Origin of the sequence: Paraburkholderia sp. BCC1885 (genome assembly GCF_900996235.1) — a bacterium.
Classification (GTDB): Bacteria; Pseudomonadota; Gammaproteobacteria; order Burkholderiales; family Burkholderiaceae; genus Paraburkholderia.
Genome location: NZ_CAAJGM010000088.1, coordinates 74445 through 91429, shown reverse-complemented (window position 1 = coordinate 91429; position 16985 = coordinate 74445). Strand labels below are relative to the sequence as shown.

15 protein-coding genes are annotated in these 16985 nt (G+C 64.8%); 9 read left to right on the top strand and 6 right to left on the bottom strand.

What is annotated here, in order from left to right; all coding sequences use genetic code 11:
• Positions 1–41 precede the first annotated feature (41 nt).
• The 3 genes from FQ755_RS07260 to FQ755_RS07250 all read left to right on the top strand — a co-directional run bounded on the left by FQ755_RS07260 (position 42) and on the right by FQ755_RS07250 (position 3195).
• On the top strand, positions 42–917 hold the full coding sequence (locus tag FQ755_RS07260) for a LysR family transcriptional regulator (protein ID WP_144152590.1): 876 nt from the start codon (positions 42–44) through the stop codon (positions 915–917).
• A 209-nt stretch (positions 918–1126) separates the two neighbouring features.
• Entirely contained in the window at positions 1127–1651 is a 525-nt protein-coding gene (locus FQ755_RS07255; RefSeq protein WP_260858381.1) for a hypothetical protein, read from the top strand.
• Between the two features lie 188 nt (positions 1652–1839).
• Complete coding sequence (locus FQ755_RS07250) at positions 1840–3195, top strand: DUF2325 domain-containing protein (RefSeq protein ID WP_144152588.1); 1356 nt, start codon at positions 1840–1842, stop codon at positions 3193–3195.
• A 96-nt stretch (positions 3196–3291) separates the two neighbouring features.
• On the opposite strand, the gene FQ755_RS07245 is transcribed toward FQ755_RS07250, so the two are convergent.
• The 3 genes from FQ755_RS07245 to FQ755_RS07235 all read right to left on the bottom strand — a co-directional run bounded on the left by FQ755_RS07245 (position 3292) and on the right by FQ755_RS07235 (position 5208).
• Positions 3292–3615 carry a winged helix-turn-helix domain-containing protein gene (locus tag FQ755_RS07245; RefSeq protein WP_144152717.1) on the bottom strand — a complete coding sequence of 108 codons (324 nt, stop codon included), beginning with the start codon at positions 3613–3615 and terminating at the stop codon, positions 3292–3294.
• Positions 3616–3942: 327 nt separating this feature from the next.
• Positions 3943–4572 carry a nitrogen fixation protein NifQ gene (locus FQ755_RS07240; RefSeq protein WP_313957428.1) on the bottom strand — a complete coding sequence of 210 codons (630 nt, stop codon included), beginning with the start codon at positions 4570–4572 and terminating at the stop codon, positions 3943–3945.
• Between the two features lie 102 nt (positions 4573–4674).
• Positions 4675–5208: a molybdopterin-dependent oxidoreductase gene (locus FQ755_RS07235; RefSeq protein ID WP_144152713.1), complete on the bottom strand. Its 534-nt coding sequence runs from the start codon at positions 5206–5208 to the stop codon at positions 4675–4677.
• 295 nt (positions 5209–5503) lie between these two features.
• On the opposite strand from FQ755_RS07235, the gene FQ755_RS07230 reads away from it, so the two are divergent.
• Together FQ755_RS07230 and FQ755_RS07225 are read left to right on the top strand one after the other, a co-directional pair.
• Complete coding sequence (locus FQ755_RS07230) at positions 5504–6379, top strand: extracellular solute-binding protein (RefSeq protein ID WP_144152586.1); 876 nt, start codon at positions 5504–5506, stop codon at positions 6377–6379.
• A 4-nt stretch (positions 6380–6383) separates the two neighbouring features.
• A complete protein-coding gene (locus FQ755_RS07225) occupies positions 6384–8231 on the top strand; it encodes an ATP-binding cassette domain-containing protein (protein ID WP_144152584.1) in 1848 nt (615 codons plus the stop codon).
• Between the two features lie 116 nt (positions 8232–8347).
• Here FQ755_RS07225 and FQ755_RS07220 read toward each other — a convergent pair whose 3' ends face one another.
• Positions 8348–9595 carry a beta-propeller fold lactonase family protein gene (locus tag FQ755_RS07220; RefSeq protein WP_186308440.1) on the bottom strand — a complete coding sequence of 416 codons (1248 nt, stop codon included), beginning with the start codon at positions 9593–9595 and terminating at the stop codon, positions 8348–8350.
• Between the two features lie 593 nt (positions 9596–10188).
• Positions 10189–10623, bottom strand: a complete 435-nt coding sequence (locus FQ755_RS07215) for an SAF domain-containing protein (RefSeq protein ID WP_144152580.1) — start codon at positions 10621–10623, stop codon at positions 10189–10191.
• 69 nt (positions 10624–10692) lie between these two features.
• Between FQ755_RS07215 and FQ755_RS07210 the strand changes: the two genes are divergently transcribed.
• Together FQ755_RS07210 and FQ755_RS07205 are read left to right on the top strand one after the other, a co-directional pair.
• The gene (locus FQ755_RS07210) at positions 10693–11169 is read left to right on the top strand and encodes a hypothetical protein (RefSeq protein WP_144152578.1); all 477 of its coding nucleotides are present in this window, start codon (positions 10693–10695) and stop codon (positions 11167–11169) included.
• 1061 nt (positions 11170–12230) lie between these two features.
• Entirely contained in the window at positions 12231–13676 is a 1446-nt protein-coding gene (locus FQ755_RS07205) for a sigma-54-dependent transcriptional regulator (protein WP_144152576.1), read from the top strand.
• 30 nt (positions 13677–13706) lie between these two features.
• Here FQ755_RS07205 and FQ755_RS07200 read toward each other — a convergent pair whose 3' ends face one another.
• Positions 13707–14876: a patatin-like phospholipase family protein gene (locus tag FQ755_RS07200; protein WP_260858378.1), complete on the bottom strand. Its 1170-nt coding sequence runs from the start codon at positions 14874–14876 to the stop codon at positions 13707–13709.
• 58 nt (positions 14877–14934) lie between these two features.
• On the opposite strand from FQ755_RS07200, the gene FQ755_RS37210 reads away from it, so the two are divergent.
• Together FQ755_RS37210 and FQ755_RS07195 are read left to right on the top strand one after the other, a co-directional pair.
• On the top strand, positions 14935–15075 hold the full coding sequence (locus FQ755_RS37210; protein ID WP_186308439.1) for a hypothetical protein: 141 nt from the start codon (positions 14935–14937) through the stop codon (positions 15073–15075).
• Positions 15076–15143: 68 nt separating this feature from the next.
• Positions 15144–16814, top strand: a complete 1671-nt coding sequence (locus FQ755_RS07195) for an MFS transporter (RefSeq protein WP_260858377.1) — start codon at positions 15144–15146, stop codon at positions 16812–16814.
• Positions 16815–16985: the final 171 nt, after the last annotated feature.

The window sequence follows — 16985 nt, the reverse complement described above, 5'->3', positions numbered from 1 at the left end:
TAATTGACCCGTTTGACAATACAAATTATTTAACCGACACCATGCGGCAGCTCGAACTTCACCACCTGCGCTGTATTGCCTGCGTCGCCCGCCATCTGCATTTCTCGCGGGCGGCCGAGGAACTGGAGATAGCCGCGCCGTCGCTGACGAGAAATATTCAGGAAGCCGAACGATTACTCGGCGTGCGGCTGTTTCACCGCACCAAACGGTCGGTGGCGCTGACCGCGGCCGGCGAGGCCTATCTCGCGGATATCACCCTCGCGCTCGAACACATCGCGCGCGGTGCCGAGCGGGCTGCGCTGGCGGAACGGGGCGAACTGGGGCGCGTCGAAATCGGCTACATCGCGTCGGCGGCGTATGCCGGCGTGCTACAGCGCACGATCGGCGGCTTTCGCGAGGCTCATCCGGGCATCGACATCACCATCCGCGAGGTGCTGATGGACCGCGTGCCCGCGATGCTCAGCGAGGGCCAACTCGACGTCGCCTACATCCGCCCGCCCATGCAATTTAGCGAAGGCATCCGCACCACTACGGTGTATCGCGACACCTTCGTGCTGGCGCTGCCGCAACACTCCGAACTGGCGGCGCTGGCGGCGCCCACCCCGGCGCAGTTGCGCGAGCAGGTTTTCGTGCTGCCGGAGCAGGACGCCGCCACTTACGAAGTCGCCCGGCGCGGCCGCTTTACGCCCAAGCTCGGTTCGCAGCCCGGCACGCTGGCTGCCGTGCTGGCGTGCGTGTCGCTGGGCGGCAACGTGGCGCTGGTGCCGAACTCGCTGGCCGATTGCATCGCGTTGCCCGGGGTGGTCTACCGGCCGGTGAGCGGCAAGCCGATCGCCTCGGAAATCGCCCTCGCCTATCGGCAGTTCGAACGCGCAGCCGCGGTGCGCACCTTCGTCGACTACGCGAAACGGCGTTAGCGGCGTCTCCTGTCATGCCGCGCTGTCTAGCATTGGCGGCATCATTCGTTATATCCTACGGAATATTACGGTGGACGGCACCAGCAAATGCCGCCACACGCCGGCTTGGCCGGCGTTGCACGCCGGGTCCGCACACTTCCTGCGGACCCGGCAAGAAAGCACTTCACCCGCTTGACCCGTACTTAACCCATCCCCTGGAGCCCAGATTGGTGCGCAGTCGATCCCCTCTGCCCGAATCACCGGAACACCGCGAACACCGCGAGCGGCCCGCGAAGAACTTTTCGACGAGCATCACGGCGTTGAAGGCCGCGCCCGATCGCGGGCGCGCGGAACTGATCCGCGACGTCGTCGATGCTTTCAGGCGTCTGTATGGCAGCGTGCTGCGTTTCGTGCAGATGTTCGCGAACGGCCAGGATAACGGCCAGGACAGCGCCATTTTGTCCGGCGGCATGGGCTCGCATTCGTTCAATCAGTTGCTGTCCCTGCTCGCGGAGCACGGTAAAACGGCCGGCTTCGGCCGCTTTCAGGAGTTGCGCGCGGCAATCGAGGAAGCCCGCTCGGCGGAACATCTGCGCGACGCCATTTTTTCCGACGCACACAGTAACGACCCCGCCGCGCTGCGCAAGGCCGCCGCCGAACTGGCGCGGCTCGACGCGACCTTCGTGGGTCTGTGTGTCGAGCATGTGCTGGAACAGCATGCGCGAGCGCCGCTGGCGCTGTCGCCGGAGAACTAGCGGCGCGGTACGAGGCATGGCAGGCGCCCGCCGGTCATAGGTCAGACGCGGACCAGGCGCGGGCCAGTCGAAAACCCGTCGTTATATTCGATGATATATTGCGGTACTGAGATTGAGGGTGGTTGCGTCGACATCATCCGGTGCGGATAGCCGGCGACGCAGACACCGGAACCGGATTCGAGGTCATCATGCAAGCTCCCCCGTTTCGCCTCGCCCGAACCGCAGACGCGAGCCACACCGACGATAACGCCGGCGCTCGTCTGCGCGCCGCCGACGCCTGTTGCGCGCCCACGTCCACGCAACTCGCCGCCAGTTCGAAGCGGCGCACCCGGCTCGTCGAACTCGATCCTCATCTGCACTGCTCGGTGATCGGAACGTGCCTCACCACGCACGAACTGCGCAAGCTGGTACCCAAATTCACCGACCTCGATCGCCAGAAAGCCACCGACCTGGAAATCCACCACGCGGCGGTCGAACTCGCCATCGCGGGCGGCGCGGGCGGCAAGGCGCTGCAGAAGGCGCTCGACGAACGCTACGCCGGCGCGATCCGCCGCTTCGAGCAGGCGCGCGACGAAGAAAGCGTGCTGGCGCTGTGGAACGAAGCGCTGAAGAACGGCGACATCCCGCCGTCCTACTGGGCGCTGATGACCCATCCGTTTGCCACCATGCCGGTTCGCCAGGCGGCGTTCGGTGAGCTGCACATGCTGTCGCATCTGGTGGGCGCGGCGAATCGCGCGGACATTCGCCGTCTCGTTGCGCTCGAAGAGGAAAACGCCGAGCTGCGCGACAAGATCGAGCGGCAACAGAGCCGCCTGCACGAACTCAGCACGCAGCGCGACGCGGCCATCGCGCAACTCAGCGAGCAGATCGTCAAGCTGACGGCGCAGGCGAGCCGCCAGACGTCGACGGACGGCGCGAGCCTCGCGGACGAAGTCAAGGCGCTGCAGGAAAAACTCGCGGAAGCCGACCAGCGCCTCGCGCTGCACACGAGCCGCCGCGAAGCCGCCGAGCAGCGCGCCTTGCAGGAACAGGCGGCGGCCGAAGCGCTGCGCGAAAGCCGCGACCAGACCTTGGCCTTGCTGAAGGCGGTGCAGTCGGAATGCTACGCGCTCGAACGCGCCACGCTCGATGCACTGGATCAGCCGGACACGCGCCGCGCCGGGCTGGATGGTATGGCGGGCAAGCGGATTGTGTATGTGGGCGGACGGCCCGGCTCGAATGCGGCGCTCAAGGCGCTGGTGGCGTCGGCCGGCGGCGAACTCGTGGTGCACGACGGCGGGGTGGAAGATCGCAAAGGCCTGCTGGCGGCCGCGCTGCCGGGCGCCGACCTCGTGGTGTTCCCGGTGGACTGCATCGACCACGATTCGATGAACACGCTAAAGCGCGTATGCGAGCGTCATCAGGTGGAGTATTACCCGCTGCGCACGGCGAGCGTGGCCAGTTTCATCGATCTGGTCGGACGTCTACAGGCCGACCCCGCCACGGCGCGAAACGTCGCGGCAGGCGCGCGGCCGGCTTCGGCGTTTTGTCTGCGGCACGGGTAAAGACACCTGGCGTAAAAGCGCCTCGCGTAAAGGCGCCTCGTCACGTCGTGAATGGACGCCGGCGCTTCGTCTGACATCCGTAAGGATGTCGGGCTTTCAGGCCCGGATCAGCCGGATCAGTTCGTCGATCTGTTTTGCGCAGGCCGCCGCGGCTTGTGCCTCGACGCCACGATAGAGCCGCACGATATTCTCGCCGACCGGCGTGAGCACGCAGCCGCCGCCGCTTTGCCCACCCTGCTCAGAGACCGTCGCGGGCGATCTGAGCGACTGATTCAGTTCGTCGATCAGCAGCCAGGCGCGGCGGTACGACATGTCGAGGCTGCGCGCGGCTGCCGAAATAGAGCCGTGCTCATGCACCGCTTCGAGTAATTCCACCTTGCCGGGGCCGAGCGCCACCACCTCGCCCTTGCGAATGCGCATGCGGAAGCGCACCTCGGGCCGCGTTTTCGTGCGGGCCGCGGGGGGCGCCGCCGGAGCCGGATTGGACGCGTCACCGGCGGTTTCAACGTCGGCTTTCGTGGCAGTTCGAGGGGCGGCGATGCCGGCTCGTGTGCCGGCTCGTTTGCCTGTCCCGGCGGCAGTTTTTTTCGCCGGGACGGATCGGGTTTTTGCGGTTTCAGCCATGCGCGAAAGCATACACGAAGCGGCTTATGAGGCAACAGTCGAAAAACCGCACCAGGGCGTTGGCACGCACTTGGCTCTGATTACACCTCTGATGAAGCCCCGGACGACGCCACAGCGGACGACTCAGGACGCGGATGGAAAGCAAAAGCCGTAGTCCTCGCAACCGGGACAACCCGGCGCGGGACCCGGCTCCTCGCCGAGCGACACGGCAAGCTGGCGGGCCAGAAACTTCTTCCAGCGCAGATTTTCGACGTTCAGCCTAATCAGCGACGGAAAATACCGCTCGAGCATGGCCGAGACTTCGTCGCGTCCCTTCAGTCCCAGATCGCGCCATAAGTGGTCCGGCCGCAGGCACGCGTAGGCGACGATCGTCGCGAGACATTGGGCGTCGTCGGGGCAAACGGCCGGATCCGCGTAATGCAGCAGTAAGGCTCGCAGGGACGACACAAAGTCGACGTGCTGAGGTGGGGTCAACGTCAGCTTGGACGCGACGCCGGCGCCATATGTCAGGCCGCCAGTCGAGCCCGGCAATGCCGACACCCTCGCAAAATGCCGGCTCATGAGCCCGGCCCACTGAACCGCCGATAATCCGAGCAAAGCCCATTCGCCCCGCACTTCGCGCGCAGCGACGAGCTTCGCAAACAGGAGGGTATCGAAGGAACCGGCGTCGACTGCCGTAGCCATCCATTGGCTGACCCGGGCGGCGCAAGCCTGGTCGAAGCCCCGCGCCGGCGCCGCCGCAACGGAGGTCATGGAAGGTAAGCCGGGAGGCGCGTCGTCAGACATAATAGTCAGGCCGAGGATAAGTGGCCTATGGTACGACGACGCATCCCTTGACGTGCAAACCCGCCCGGATCACGACAACGGCCGCAGCACCTGCACGTCGACCCGCACGAGGCGCTTTACATGCCGGGGCGCCGCCATGATGTCCGCGCCGGAATACAGGATCGGCGCGCCGTCTGCCGCGCTTAAAGGCTCGCCGTCGCACTCGTAGGCGATCAGCACGCTCTCGCCCACCGGCGTATTGAACAGTTCGTGCCACGAAAAAGCCACCGAGTAGCCATCGTGCGCGGCCGCGACGAAGACCATCCGTTTGAAGTCGCCCGGCGCATCGTTGCGCAGACCGGCGTCGGCGATCAGATCCGTCAGACCCACGCCGCGATAACGGCCCACCCGGCGAATAAAGCGGTTAGTCGTAAAACAGCGCAGGTCGAACGGCGTACCGAGCATGCTGTCGTAGCGCCGCAACTGCTCGACGGAGAGCGACAACGGCCGCAGCACGTGGCCGGTCAGGCGAAAATCGCTTGCTGTCTGCTCGTGCGCCTCATGGGCCTCGTGCGCCTCATGGGCCTCATGCGCCTCATGCGCCGGTTCGACGCCCAGATTCATCAGTTCCATGCTTGCAATTCCTCCGGCGGGTGCGGCGCTTCGCGCCCGCAAGGCGCGTCAAATCGACGCAGAAAGGACGCGTAGCAAGCACCGGCGCAATCCCTCGCGCCCGCCCGTCACACGCCTCGCAACGCTATATCTTCGCATATATTACGCCGCGCCCCGGCCGCCTTGGCAGAAGGCCGTGCGGCATACCGGATATATCGTCCGGCCCATAGGCGGCGGTGGGCAATTCAACCCACATTCCGCGGTGGCGTCGTAATATAGCGATCTTTATAACGCTACGGGAAACGGCATGATTCGCAAGCTGCTTGCATCTTTCACGGTAGTCGCCGGCATGGTGGCCGCCACTCCCGGCTTCGCCCAGGACAATACCGTCAACGTGCTGTACGCCGGGTCGCTCGTCAACCTGATGGAGCGCAGCGTCGGACCCGCTTTCGAAAAAGCCACCGGCCTGCAGTTCCGCGGCTACGCGGCGGGCTCGAACAAGATCGCCAACGAAATCAAGGGCAAGCTACGTCGCGGTGACGTGTTCATCAGCGCCAGTCCGAAGGTCAACCAGAGCCTGATGGGCGCGGACAACGGCGACCACGTGAGCTGGTACGTCAACTTCGCCGAATCGCCGCTGATGATCGGCTACAACCCGAAGAGCCAATTCGCCGCCGACTTCAAGTCGAAGCGCTGGGACCAGGTGCTGCAGGAGCCGGGCATCCGCATCGGCCGTACCGACCCGAAGCTGGATCCGAAGGGCGCGTTCACCATGGAGATGATGACCAAGGCGGCTGATCTCTACCATCAGCCGGATCTGGTCGAAAAGACGCTCGGCGACGCCGAAAATCCCGCTCAGGTATTGCCGGAAGAAACGCTCGTCGGCCGTCTGCAATCGGGCCAGCTCGACGCCGGTTTCTTTTATTCCACCGAAACCTCCGACCTGAAAATCCCCGCGTTTCAGCCGGCGCCTGAACTGGCCGCCAAGGCCAGCTACACCCTGACGATCCTGAGCGACGCACCGAACGGCCCCGGCGCCGCGCGCTTCGTCGATTTCCTGCTGAGCGCGCAAGGCCGCGCGCTGCTCAAACAGCATGGCGTGGATGTGATCAAACCCACCGTCACCGGCAACGGTCAGGCGGTCCCACCGTCGGTACAGGCCGTGATCGACGCGGCACAGTAACGGCATGAAGCGTATCGCGGCCCGGCCGCTTTTCTGGCTGGCCGCGCTGCTTGCCGCGTATCTTTGCGCGCCGTTCGTCGCGAGCGTGCCCCAGCTCGGCGCGGCCGACTGGGCCAATGTCGACTGGCACGCCACCTGGTCGGCCGTGGGCATCTCGGCGGCGAGCGCGAGCGTCGCCTCGCTGGTGATCCTGCTCGGCGGCGTGCCGCTCGGCTATTTTCTGGCGCGCTCCAGTTCGCGCAAGGTCGCCGTGCTCGGCTTTGTCGTGCAGTTGCCGCTCGCGCTGCCGCCGCTCACGAGCGGCGTGCTGCTGCTGTTTCTGCTCGGGCCGTATAGCGGCATTGGCCGTCTGACGGGCGGCACGCTGACCGATTCGTTTGCCGGCATCGTGCTCGCGGAGACCTTCGTCGCCGCGCCGTTCCTCATCATCGCGGCGAAATCCGCCTTTGCCGCCGTCGATCCGGTCTTCGACGACGTCGCCGCCACCCTCGGCCATCACGCCGGCAGCCGCTTTTTTCGTGTCGTCCTGCCGGTGGCGTGGCCGGCCATTCGCGCCGGGCTCGCGCTCGCGTGGCTGCGGGCCTTCGGTGAATTCGGCGCCACCGTCATGGTGGCGTATCACCCGTATTCGCTGCCGGTCTATACCTACGTGGTGTTCGGCGGCCAGGGCTTGCCGGCCATGATGCCGTTGCTGCTGCCCACCCTGGCCATCGCCATTGTTTGCGCGGCGCTGTCGCTATACAGCCGGCGTCAGACTGGCATCGAGCCGCTGGAAAACGGCGAAGATGCGGCCGTGCTGCCCGCAGGCTCATTGCCGGCGGCCGCCGCCGAACCGCTGCGGCTTGCGTTTCATCTGACTCGCCATCTCGGCGGCTTCGATCTCGATGTGGCCTGGGCGCCAGCTACCCGCCGTCTCGCCATCATCGGGCCGTCGGGTTCCGGCAAATCGCTGACGCTGCGTTTGATCGCCGGCCTCGAGCACAACGAAAACGGCACCGTGCGACTAGGCACAGCGGCGCTTGACGTTTTGCCGCCGGAGCGTCGTCAGATCGGCTACATGCCGCAGGACTACGGGCTGTTTCCGCACATGACGGTGGCGCAGCAGCTCGCCTTTCCGGTGGATGCGGACGCGGCCAGCGCCCGCTATTGGCTTGAGCATCTCGGCCTTGCCGCGCTGACCGGACGCCTGCCCCATCAACTATCGTTCGGCCAGCGCCAGCGCGTCGCGCTCGCACGGGCCTTGACGCGTCACAGCCAGCTTCTGCTGTTCGACGAGCCGTTCGCCGCGCTCGACACCCCGCGCCGCCGTCGTTTGCAGCAGTCGTTGCGCGCCTTGCAGCGGGAGATCGCCGCGGTGACGATCGTCGTCACGCACGACCCCGACGAAGCTGCGTTGCTCGCCGACGAAGTGCTGGTGATCGAAGCCGGACGCGTGCTGCAGGCGGGTCCGATCGACACGGTCTACGAGCAGCCCGCGACGATGCGCGTCGCCGAATTGCTCGGACTGCATAACGTCGGCGAAGGCGTGATGCGCGAGGAGGGCGTGCTCGAAATCGGCAACGGTCTGCGGGTGAGGACCGCGTCGAGCGCCGCGCTTTCGCTTGCGGCGGGTCAACGGGTGATGTGGCGCGTGTCGTCGCACGCGCTGGTGGCCACGCCCGACGGCCCTCATCTCGGCAGCATCGACGCCATCGAACTACGCCGCGGCGAGCGGTATATCCGCGTGGACCTCGGCGGCGCGTTCTTCGATATTGCCAGCGAGGACAGCCGTCTGACGCCCGGTTCGCAGCACCGGTTTTCTATCGCGGCGGCCGGTGTTTCGGTATGGGCCGCGCAGCCTGTTCGCGCCTGATCCGGCAATCGGGTGAATGCCCGCTCCTTGTAACCGGGCGGGCGCTTCTGCTTCTATCACCTGATCAAACAACTGATTGAGCCGGCGCGATCAGCGCGGCGTCGACACGGCGACGCTCAATTCGCCGCCGCCGGGCAGAACAACTGTCCCTGCTTCGCCACCAATGCCGCTGCGCCGCTGCGATCCGACGTGTCGAACAGCACCACGCCGCCATTCGAAACCACGGCGAGGGTCGCGCCGTCCGGCGTGTAACGCAACGCCTGCGGGGCGTCGCCAGCGGCGTAGCCGCCCGTCACCTTGCCCGTATCGCGTGCGACGCTCGCCACCACGCCGTCTTGCGGCAACGTCAACGCCAGCGTGCTGCCGTCGGGGCTCAGCGCGAAGTGGTAAATCGTCGGCGTGCCGCAAAAATGCAGCGTACTGGCGGGCTTGAGGGTTTGCGCGTCGTATTCGGTGATGCCGTCGCGCCCGAGCACCAGCAGATTGCCGCCATGCGGATCCACCTGCAGGTCGAGCGCGCCGGCTGCGTCGATGCTGCCGGCGAGGCGACGGTTTGCCGTATTGAACACCTCGACCGTGCCTGCGACGCCATTGGTCACGAACAGGCGCTTGCCGTCCGCCGACAAGGCCAACCCGACCGCCCGGCCAAACGGCTGGTCGTGGGCATCGCCACCCTTCAGCGCGAGGCGGCCGGACGGCCGGCCGTTGGCCGTCTCGAATACCGAAACCGTGTTGGACACGACATTGAACACGTAAGCACGGCGGCCGTCCGGCGACAGTACGATATTTTGCGGGAAGCGTTGCGCCTTGATCGTGCGCAGGATGCGCCCCTTGTCCAGATCGACGAACGCCACGGAATCCTGCCGCAGCGAGGTCACATAGGCGCGGTGGCCGTTGGCGTCGACCGCGACGCCCACTGCGCCTACGCCGCGGCAGAGGTTGTCCGTGCAATCGTCGGAGGTCTTGGCGGGCGCGTGGCCGTCGATGGTTTTGCTCACGTTGCGCGCGGACAGATCGACCACCGCCAGGGTGTTGTCGCCGTTGCTGGTCGCATAGAGCCACTTGCTGTCGGCGCTGATGTCCAGCCCGGCCGGCGCGTCGCCCACCGGAATCACCGTGCCCTTCGGCAGCGGCGCGACGGCGGCGGCAGCGGCTTTCGCCCTGGCGTCCGCGCTCGCGTCGTCGGCGGTGCTGCAGGCGGCCAGCGCAAAACAGGCTGCCGCCACCACCGCCATCTGAGCCGCTACGTGAGTGGCCAACTGAGCGGCCACCTGAGCCACATGGGCCGCCGCGAACCGGCGCGCGAGCGGCTGCGTCGACTGCGCCCCGGCTTCACCCTGATTGAAACGATTACGCCAAGCCATCGCTGCTCCTTGTTTAAAACTCAATGAAATAATCGAATCACGCTTAAACGGTTGCCGGCTCCGCATTCGCACGCGTAAAAGCCGAAGAAAATCAGTTCGACAACGGATTGGCGGGAATCTCTCAAACGCCGCGCGTCGCAAGAAAATCTGGCCTGATTCATACGGCGAGATGTCGGACAAATTAGATTCATAAAGCCCCAGCATCGTATCGACACAACGGCCTCCCTGCGAACGACGCGCGGATGGTTCGCGGAACGGCCTGACACAGCTTGATCGGACGCGGAACAACGACGCCGCCATCACTGCCTGGCGACGATCGAATTCATGTGAATTGCATCGATATTATCTGCAACCCATATTCATGGATGAGCGGATTCTAAATGAGCGCGCGCGGCTCTGTACAGCGTTTATTCGGCCTTTGTACTTTCACTGGCGCGAGTATGCAGCCGGCCAACTCCGGCCATTCAAATTAAAGCCATAAAGCGGAATAATTTGCAATGAATGGGGAAAGCGGCATGTCAGAGTTCCCGATACGGATTTTACTTTCGCCGCGCGAAATAATGACGGAAAGCGCGCTGGTAAGCGAGCTGAAATTATGAGGGTTTCGATGCAACGGGTCCCCACGGCTCACCGAGCAGCGACAACCACGCTATTGCATCGGAATCGTCGCCGCGCGTGGCGGCAAGAACAGCCGCATCGGCGCGATGCCGGCTGACGGCGGCCGTCGTCAGAGGCTGAAGGTCACGCTCGGTGAGCGGCTCGCCTCGGATCATGCTCGCGCTCGCCACGCGGCCGTCGAGTTTGTCAGGATCGCTAAACGCACCGGGCGGCATCGTGCCAATGGGCCAATCGATCACTTTGATTAAACGCGGTGCGAGTCGCTGGCCCACGTCGATATCGACGGCGGCTACGGCGATCTTCGTCGACCCGACGCTATGCGCCGGTATCCAGCGCAATGCGCACAGCACCACTACCAGCGTTCCCACGACCGTGAACGCCTGTGTCCCAAGCCACTTTATATTTTTCATCTCGTACTCCTTACTTTATTGCTGCCGGGATGGCGCAGATAAGGACTGGACACGAGGCGTGATGCGCAAATGATGAGAAGTTGCCGCCGTCCACGAGAGACGGGCCGGCCGAATAAAAAAGAGCGTTTATCAACGCCGGCGTCGAAATGCGCCGCAATCATCCGCTTCGTTCCCCTGGTGATCGTGTTGATCCGATCTGCCGCACGGCCGAAGCCGTCCCCGCGAAGCATCGATGCGATCGGTCTGCACCAGACGGGGAACACCCGCCCCTATCCGGTGACTGCCGATCAGGCTGTTGATCCGCCCGTTGTGAAACCTTTTACCGCTTTTTGCAGCCCTTCTGATGAAGGCTTGCTTCCTCGTTGGCCCCGCCGCGCCCTGCTTTTTGTTGGCCCCGTCGCACCCTTTGGTATGGACTTGATCGTTCGTTGTTTTTTCCTTCCCTGGCGTCTTCGCGCTTGCCTGTCTTTTTCTTCAGACTTCTGCTTCCCCGCGCTGCTGCTGCTTTCCGGTGCGATGCATTGCTACCGAGTGCAGGACATATAGCGACGACCGTGCCAGCTATTCGCAAAGCGTTATGCTGACGGGCTTCGCGGCCCATAGGCATGCCAGTCTGGCGCACTGGGAGGAGGATGGCGCAAAAATTGTTGCAGCCCTGCGACTCGCTAGCGACGACAAATTTACGGGGTCCGAAACATCGGCTCGGCAAGTAGTTCCGAGGACCGACGCGATGGAGACACAAAGGGCCGGGCGCAGCAGCCTTGATGAGACCTCGGCATGGCGCGACGGCAAGCAGGGAGTTTGGCCGCGCTTCACTATGTGGGGTACCGCACACGGCCCGAAGTGTCTCAATTGTGAGACATCAGTTGCCCATGTAAGACCGCGAAATGAAAAGTCAGTTAGGTATCGCAAGCAATCCATACCGATACTGCGCGCTTTGCGAACCTGCCGGGCCTGGCGCTATCAGGCCGCGAATTTGACGCCGCGTCGGCGTTGACCCGAGCACCGCGCCGCGCTTGAAAAGCGCGGCGAAAGCCGCCTGCATCAAGGCATTGCCGCAAAACGCCCAGAATTAACCCATCTGCCCCAGCTGCCGTCGCACATTACGCGGGCAAAAAATGGATTTTTCGCGCAAAGGTTTGCGCCATTAAAGCCGCAATCGAATTCAGCCACTTTAGTGCCAATCAAATACCACTTCCGGTCAAAGCTGCCGGTTGGGGAATTAACATTTATTAAAAAATAATCGTTACACGCATTCCCGGTTTGAGACAGAATTGATACACGCCGTGTACCGGGTCAGTCCGAACCACCTTTAGCGCGGCGCGTGCCCGCCCGCACTGGGCCTAAGGCAGCGGCGCGCGGCGCACTCGTCATCCAGATTTGCGCGTATGGCAGGGCCTATTATTTTGTTCTATCTTTGGGCCATGCGCCACGTAGAGCGCAATATAGAGAAACCGGCGGAAACACGCCAACCACCGTATCAGCGGGGTAGAAACGAAAATGAAAATCGAGAGTTCGTATGAACAAATTATTCGGCGCGCCATTGATTTTGCGGTGAGCGGCTCTGCACGAGCCCGCGCATACGCAGCACCGAACCGGGGGGTAACATGACCAAGATTGACACGCCGCAAGAGATCGACCGCACGGTGCTCTGTGTTTCCGCCAGGCCCGACGAACTGCTCGGCAAATTCCTGGCCGCGAGCGGCTGGCAGGCGGCGCACGCCAAGACGACCGCCATCGCCGAGCGCATGATCGAGCGCGACAACATCAAGGTCGGCCTGATCGAATTGCCGGAAGACTGCACGCTGCAATATCTGTCGGCGCTGGAAGCATGCATGCGCCGCATGGAGACCAACTGGGTCGCGCAGATCGCGCCGGGCCAGTCCGACAACGAACTGGTGAGCCGCTTCATCCTCGACTACTGTTTCGACTTCGTGACCCGGCCGTGCCTGAACGAGCGGCTGATCTTCGCCTTGGGACACGCGCATGGCCTGTCGAATCTGCGCAAGACCCAGGTCACGCCGGAACCGTCGATGGGTCGCCACGAAATGGTCGGTCAGTGCGAGGCAATGCTGCAGCTCTATCGTCATATCGATAAATGCGCGGTCACGGATGCGCCGGTGTTCGTCGCCGGCGAATCGGGCACAGGCAAGGAGCTGACCGCGCGCGCCATCCACGTGCGCTCACCGCGCTCGGCGCAGGCCTTCGTCGCGATCAATTGCGCGGCGATTCCCCCTACCCTGCTGCAGGCCGAATTGTTCGGCCACGAACGCGGGGCCTTCACCGGCGCCGTGCAGCGCAAGACCGGCCGGATCGAAAGCGCGCACCAGGGCACGCTGTTTCTCGACGAGATCGGCGACATGCCGCACGAATGCCAGGCCGTGCTGCTGCGCTTTTTGCAGGAGGGCACCATCGAGCGCCTCGGCGGCACCAGCGAAATCAAGGTGGACGTGCGCGTGATTTCGGCCACCCACGTCGATCTGGAAAAGGCGGTCGAAGACGGCCGCTTCCGTTCCGACCTGTATCACCGGCTATGCGTGTTGCGGCTCGTCGAGCCGCCGTTGCGCGAGCGCGGCGGCGACATCAAGCTGCTCGCCAACTATGCGCTCAGCATGTACCGGCAGGACGGTTCACGCAAAATCCGCGGCTTTTCCAGCGATGCGGTCAAGGCGATGTCCAATTACGGCTGGCCCGGCAACGTCCGCGAACTGATCAATTGCGTGCGGCGCGCGGTGGTGATGAGCGAAGGCCGCTTCATCACAGCCACCGATCTCGGGCTGCCGCAATCGGCCAACGCGCCGGTGGCGACGCTCGCCGAGATCCGCAGCAAGGCGGAGAAGGACGCCATCGAGCAGGCGCTGCAACGCCACGGCTACAAACTCTCCGAGGCAGCGGCGGATCTGGGCGTCTCGCGCGCCACGCTGTACCGGCTGATGCACGCCAACCGCGTCAATCAGGATGGCGCGGCGGGCCGCGCGTCCGACACGGCTGCACCGCAAAACGACGACGACAGCGAGCGGGACACGCCATTGGTCTCCGTATCGACGCATTAACGCCGGCACCGAGGTGGATGACGGCGTGGGTTACGGGGTTGGATCCGCCTCCGGGTCCGACCGGTAAACCGCAATCCCCTCCATCGGATCAGGCGGCTCGCGCCACGGCGCTTTCTTCAGCATGCGCACGGTATCCGCGTAGCCCGCCGCCCAGCGCCGCCTGATACCTCCCGACGAAAAATCGATATCTTTGTGCAGGTCGTCGCCGGGCAAACGCGGCGCGTCGAGTTCGATCACCTGCATGGTCGTGCCGCAACCCCAGCCGAGCAGTTCGCGTACCTCGGCGGCATCGCGCCGGTCCTCGGGAATGTACTGCTCCAGTTCGCGGATCACGTGCCGCAGGCGGTGAATCTGCTTCTGCCGTTCGAGATGGCTCTCGGCGCGGCTCGAATACTGAATGTCGCGCTGCCGGCTCATGGCCTGCAGGATCGATTTCGGCTCGCGGCCATGCGCCGGCCACAATTGCACCGCAAAAATCACCGAGTCGCGCCGCGGATGGTCGTCGAGCACCGCTTCGAGCGGCGTATTCGAGTAGATGCCGCCGTCCCACCAGGCTTCGCCCTCCAGCCGCACCGCAGGAAAGCCCGGCGGAAACGCGGCCGAGGCCATCACGTGATCGACGTCGAGCGGCGTGTCGCGGTTCGTAAAGTAGCGCATGCGCCCGCTGCCGACGTTCACGGCGCCCACCGTCAGCCGCGTCGCCTTGCTGTTCAGATACCCGAAATCGATCAACGACAGCAGCGTCTGGCGCAGCGGCTCTGTCGAATAAAACGCGGCGGGCGCCACGCCGCCATCGCTATGCATGCCTAATAAACTGCCGAGGCTTGGCGCAAAAAACGCCGGAATGCCGCGCGTCATGATGGAAACGCTACGCAGCCAGTCGTCGAGTACCGGCAGAAGACCTGCGGTCGCGCGGCCCTGATACGCCACCTGTTCCCAGAACTGCTTGAGCCGCTCGATGCGCTGTTCCGGCGGATTGCCCGCGATGATCGCGCCGTTGATCGCACCGATCGAGGTGCCGATCACCCAATCGGGTTCGATTGCCGTCTCATGCAGTGCTTCATACACGCCGGCCTGATAGGCCCCCAACGCGCCGCCGCCCTGCAGGACAAACACAATCTGACCGGGGATGCCGGCGCGGGCCGGTTCGGACGACGCAGATGCCCCGCCGGACGTGTCGCTCGATGCCTGATTGATCATGATGCTTCTCCGGTTGTGCCGCGCAGCCGCGCGTCGCGCGCCTTGTCTCGCGTCGATCATGGCATGCGTGCGCGCCAACATGCAACGCGCCGCGCATGGCAAGCTGGACTCCGGCGGATACGGCCGCACGCGTTTTCATCCGCGGTTGTCAGAAGCGATGATCGCAGCACTCGCACTTCGCGTCACCCTGGCCGAATGACCAGGCGCCTATCGCTTGCCACGGCGCATTGCTATGCTGCGCACAGATCGTTCGAGCAAGGAGTGGGTGTGGCCGGTCCGCAACTTACCAAGGTACCCGCACGGGCGTCGCACGCCGTCGCCTCGCAGGCGAGCCCGTGCGACGAACTCGTCATCGGCGCACAGCCGGTCGCGTCCGAACGCGCCTGCCGTCACAAACGGCTCGCGCTGGCGGCGACCATCCTCGGTTCGAGCATGGCGTTTATCGACGGCTCGGTCGTCAACGTCGCGCTGCCGTCGATCCAGAGCGAACTCGGCGCCAGCGTCGCCGCCATGCAATGGGTCGTCAACGCGTATCTGCTGCTGCTCGGCGCGCTGGTGCTGGTAGGCGGCTCGCTCGGCGACAAGCTCGGGCGGCGCACGATTTTCGTCAGCGGCATCGGCCTCTTCACGCTGGCGTCGATCGGCTGCGGTTTAGCGCCGAATGCGGCTGCGCTGATTGCCGCGCGGGCCGCGCAGGGAGTCGGTGCGGCGCTGCTGGTGCCGAGCAGCCTGGCGATCATCGGCGCCGTGTTCGACGAACAGGAGCGCGGCAAGGCGATCGGCACCTGGGCGGGCGTCGGCGCCATTACCTCCGCCGTTGGGCCGGTGGCGGGCGGCTGGCTCGTCGATACGTTTTCCTGGCGGGCCATCTTCTTTCTCAATGTGCCAATTGCCTGCGCGACCGTGGCGCTCGCGCTCGCCTCGGTGCCGGACAGCCGCAAGTCCGGCACGCCGGAGCAACTCGACTGGCTCGGCGCAGCAACAGCCGCCGTGGGCCTCGCCGCCCTCACCTATGGTCTGACGATCGCTTCGACGCGCGGTTTCGCGGATGCGCGGGTGCTAGGCCTGATCGGCGCGGGCATGGCCGTGCTGGCCGGCTTCGTTGTCATAGAAGCAAGAAGCCGCAGCCCAATGGTGCCGCTCGACGTGTTTCATTCGCGCGATTTCGTCGGCGCCAATCTGGTGACCTTGCTGCTTTACTTCGGCCTCGGCGGCGCGCTGTTTTTCCTGCCGTTCACATTGATTCGCGCTTATGGCTATAGCGCCACCGCGGCGGGAGCCGCCGTGTTGCCGTTGCCGGTTACGATCGGGCTGCTGTCGCGCTTCACCGGCGGCCTCACCCGTCGCTTCGGCGCGCGGGCATTGCTGACGGTTGGTCCGGTGGTCGCGGCGGCCGGCTTCGCGCTGCTCGCCGCGCCCTGGGCAGGCGGCGTCTACTGGAGTGGGGTATTTCCCGCCATGGCCGTGCTGGGACTGGGTTTGACGATCACCGTCGCGCCCCTGACCACCACTGTCATGGCTGCCGTTACCGCCGAACGCACCGGCGTGGCCTCCGGCATCAACAACGCGGTCGCGAGAATTGCGAGTCTGCTCGCCGTTGCCGTGCTGGGCATTGTGTTCGTGTGGTCGCATAACGCGGCCCTGGTTGCGCGGCTCGACCAGTTGCACGTGTCGGCAGAAGCGGCGCGCAAGGGGCAATTGCTGCAACCGCAGGCGGCCGGGATGGCAGCGCAGGCGCCCACGCAAACGCAAACTCGAACGCAAACTCAGGCGCCGGCCCCGGCGGCCTCGCAAGCGGTGCTGGCCAGCGCCCAGGCCGATGCGCTCGGCGCGGCGCTGCGCGCGGTTGCGCTGGCCTCGGCGGCGTGCGCGCTGGCGGGGGCGGCAGTCGCCGCAGTAACGATTCAGCGGCGCAAGCAAGATGACAGCCAGCGATGACGGTCAAGGCCACGTTACGCCCGATTCGCGGCGTCGATCCGCGTCGAGCGTGCATAATCTACGCTGCGCCGGTGCTTTCGGCTCCCCGAAGCACGCCCGGCAAAACTGGTTTATCTCCGATCGGCACTCAAATCGGTCCTCATCGTGCGGAACTTGCACAGCAAGACCGCT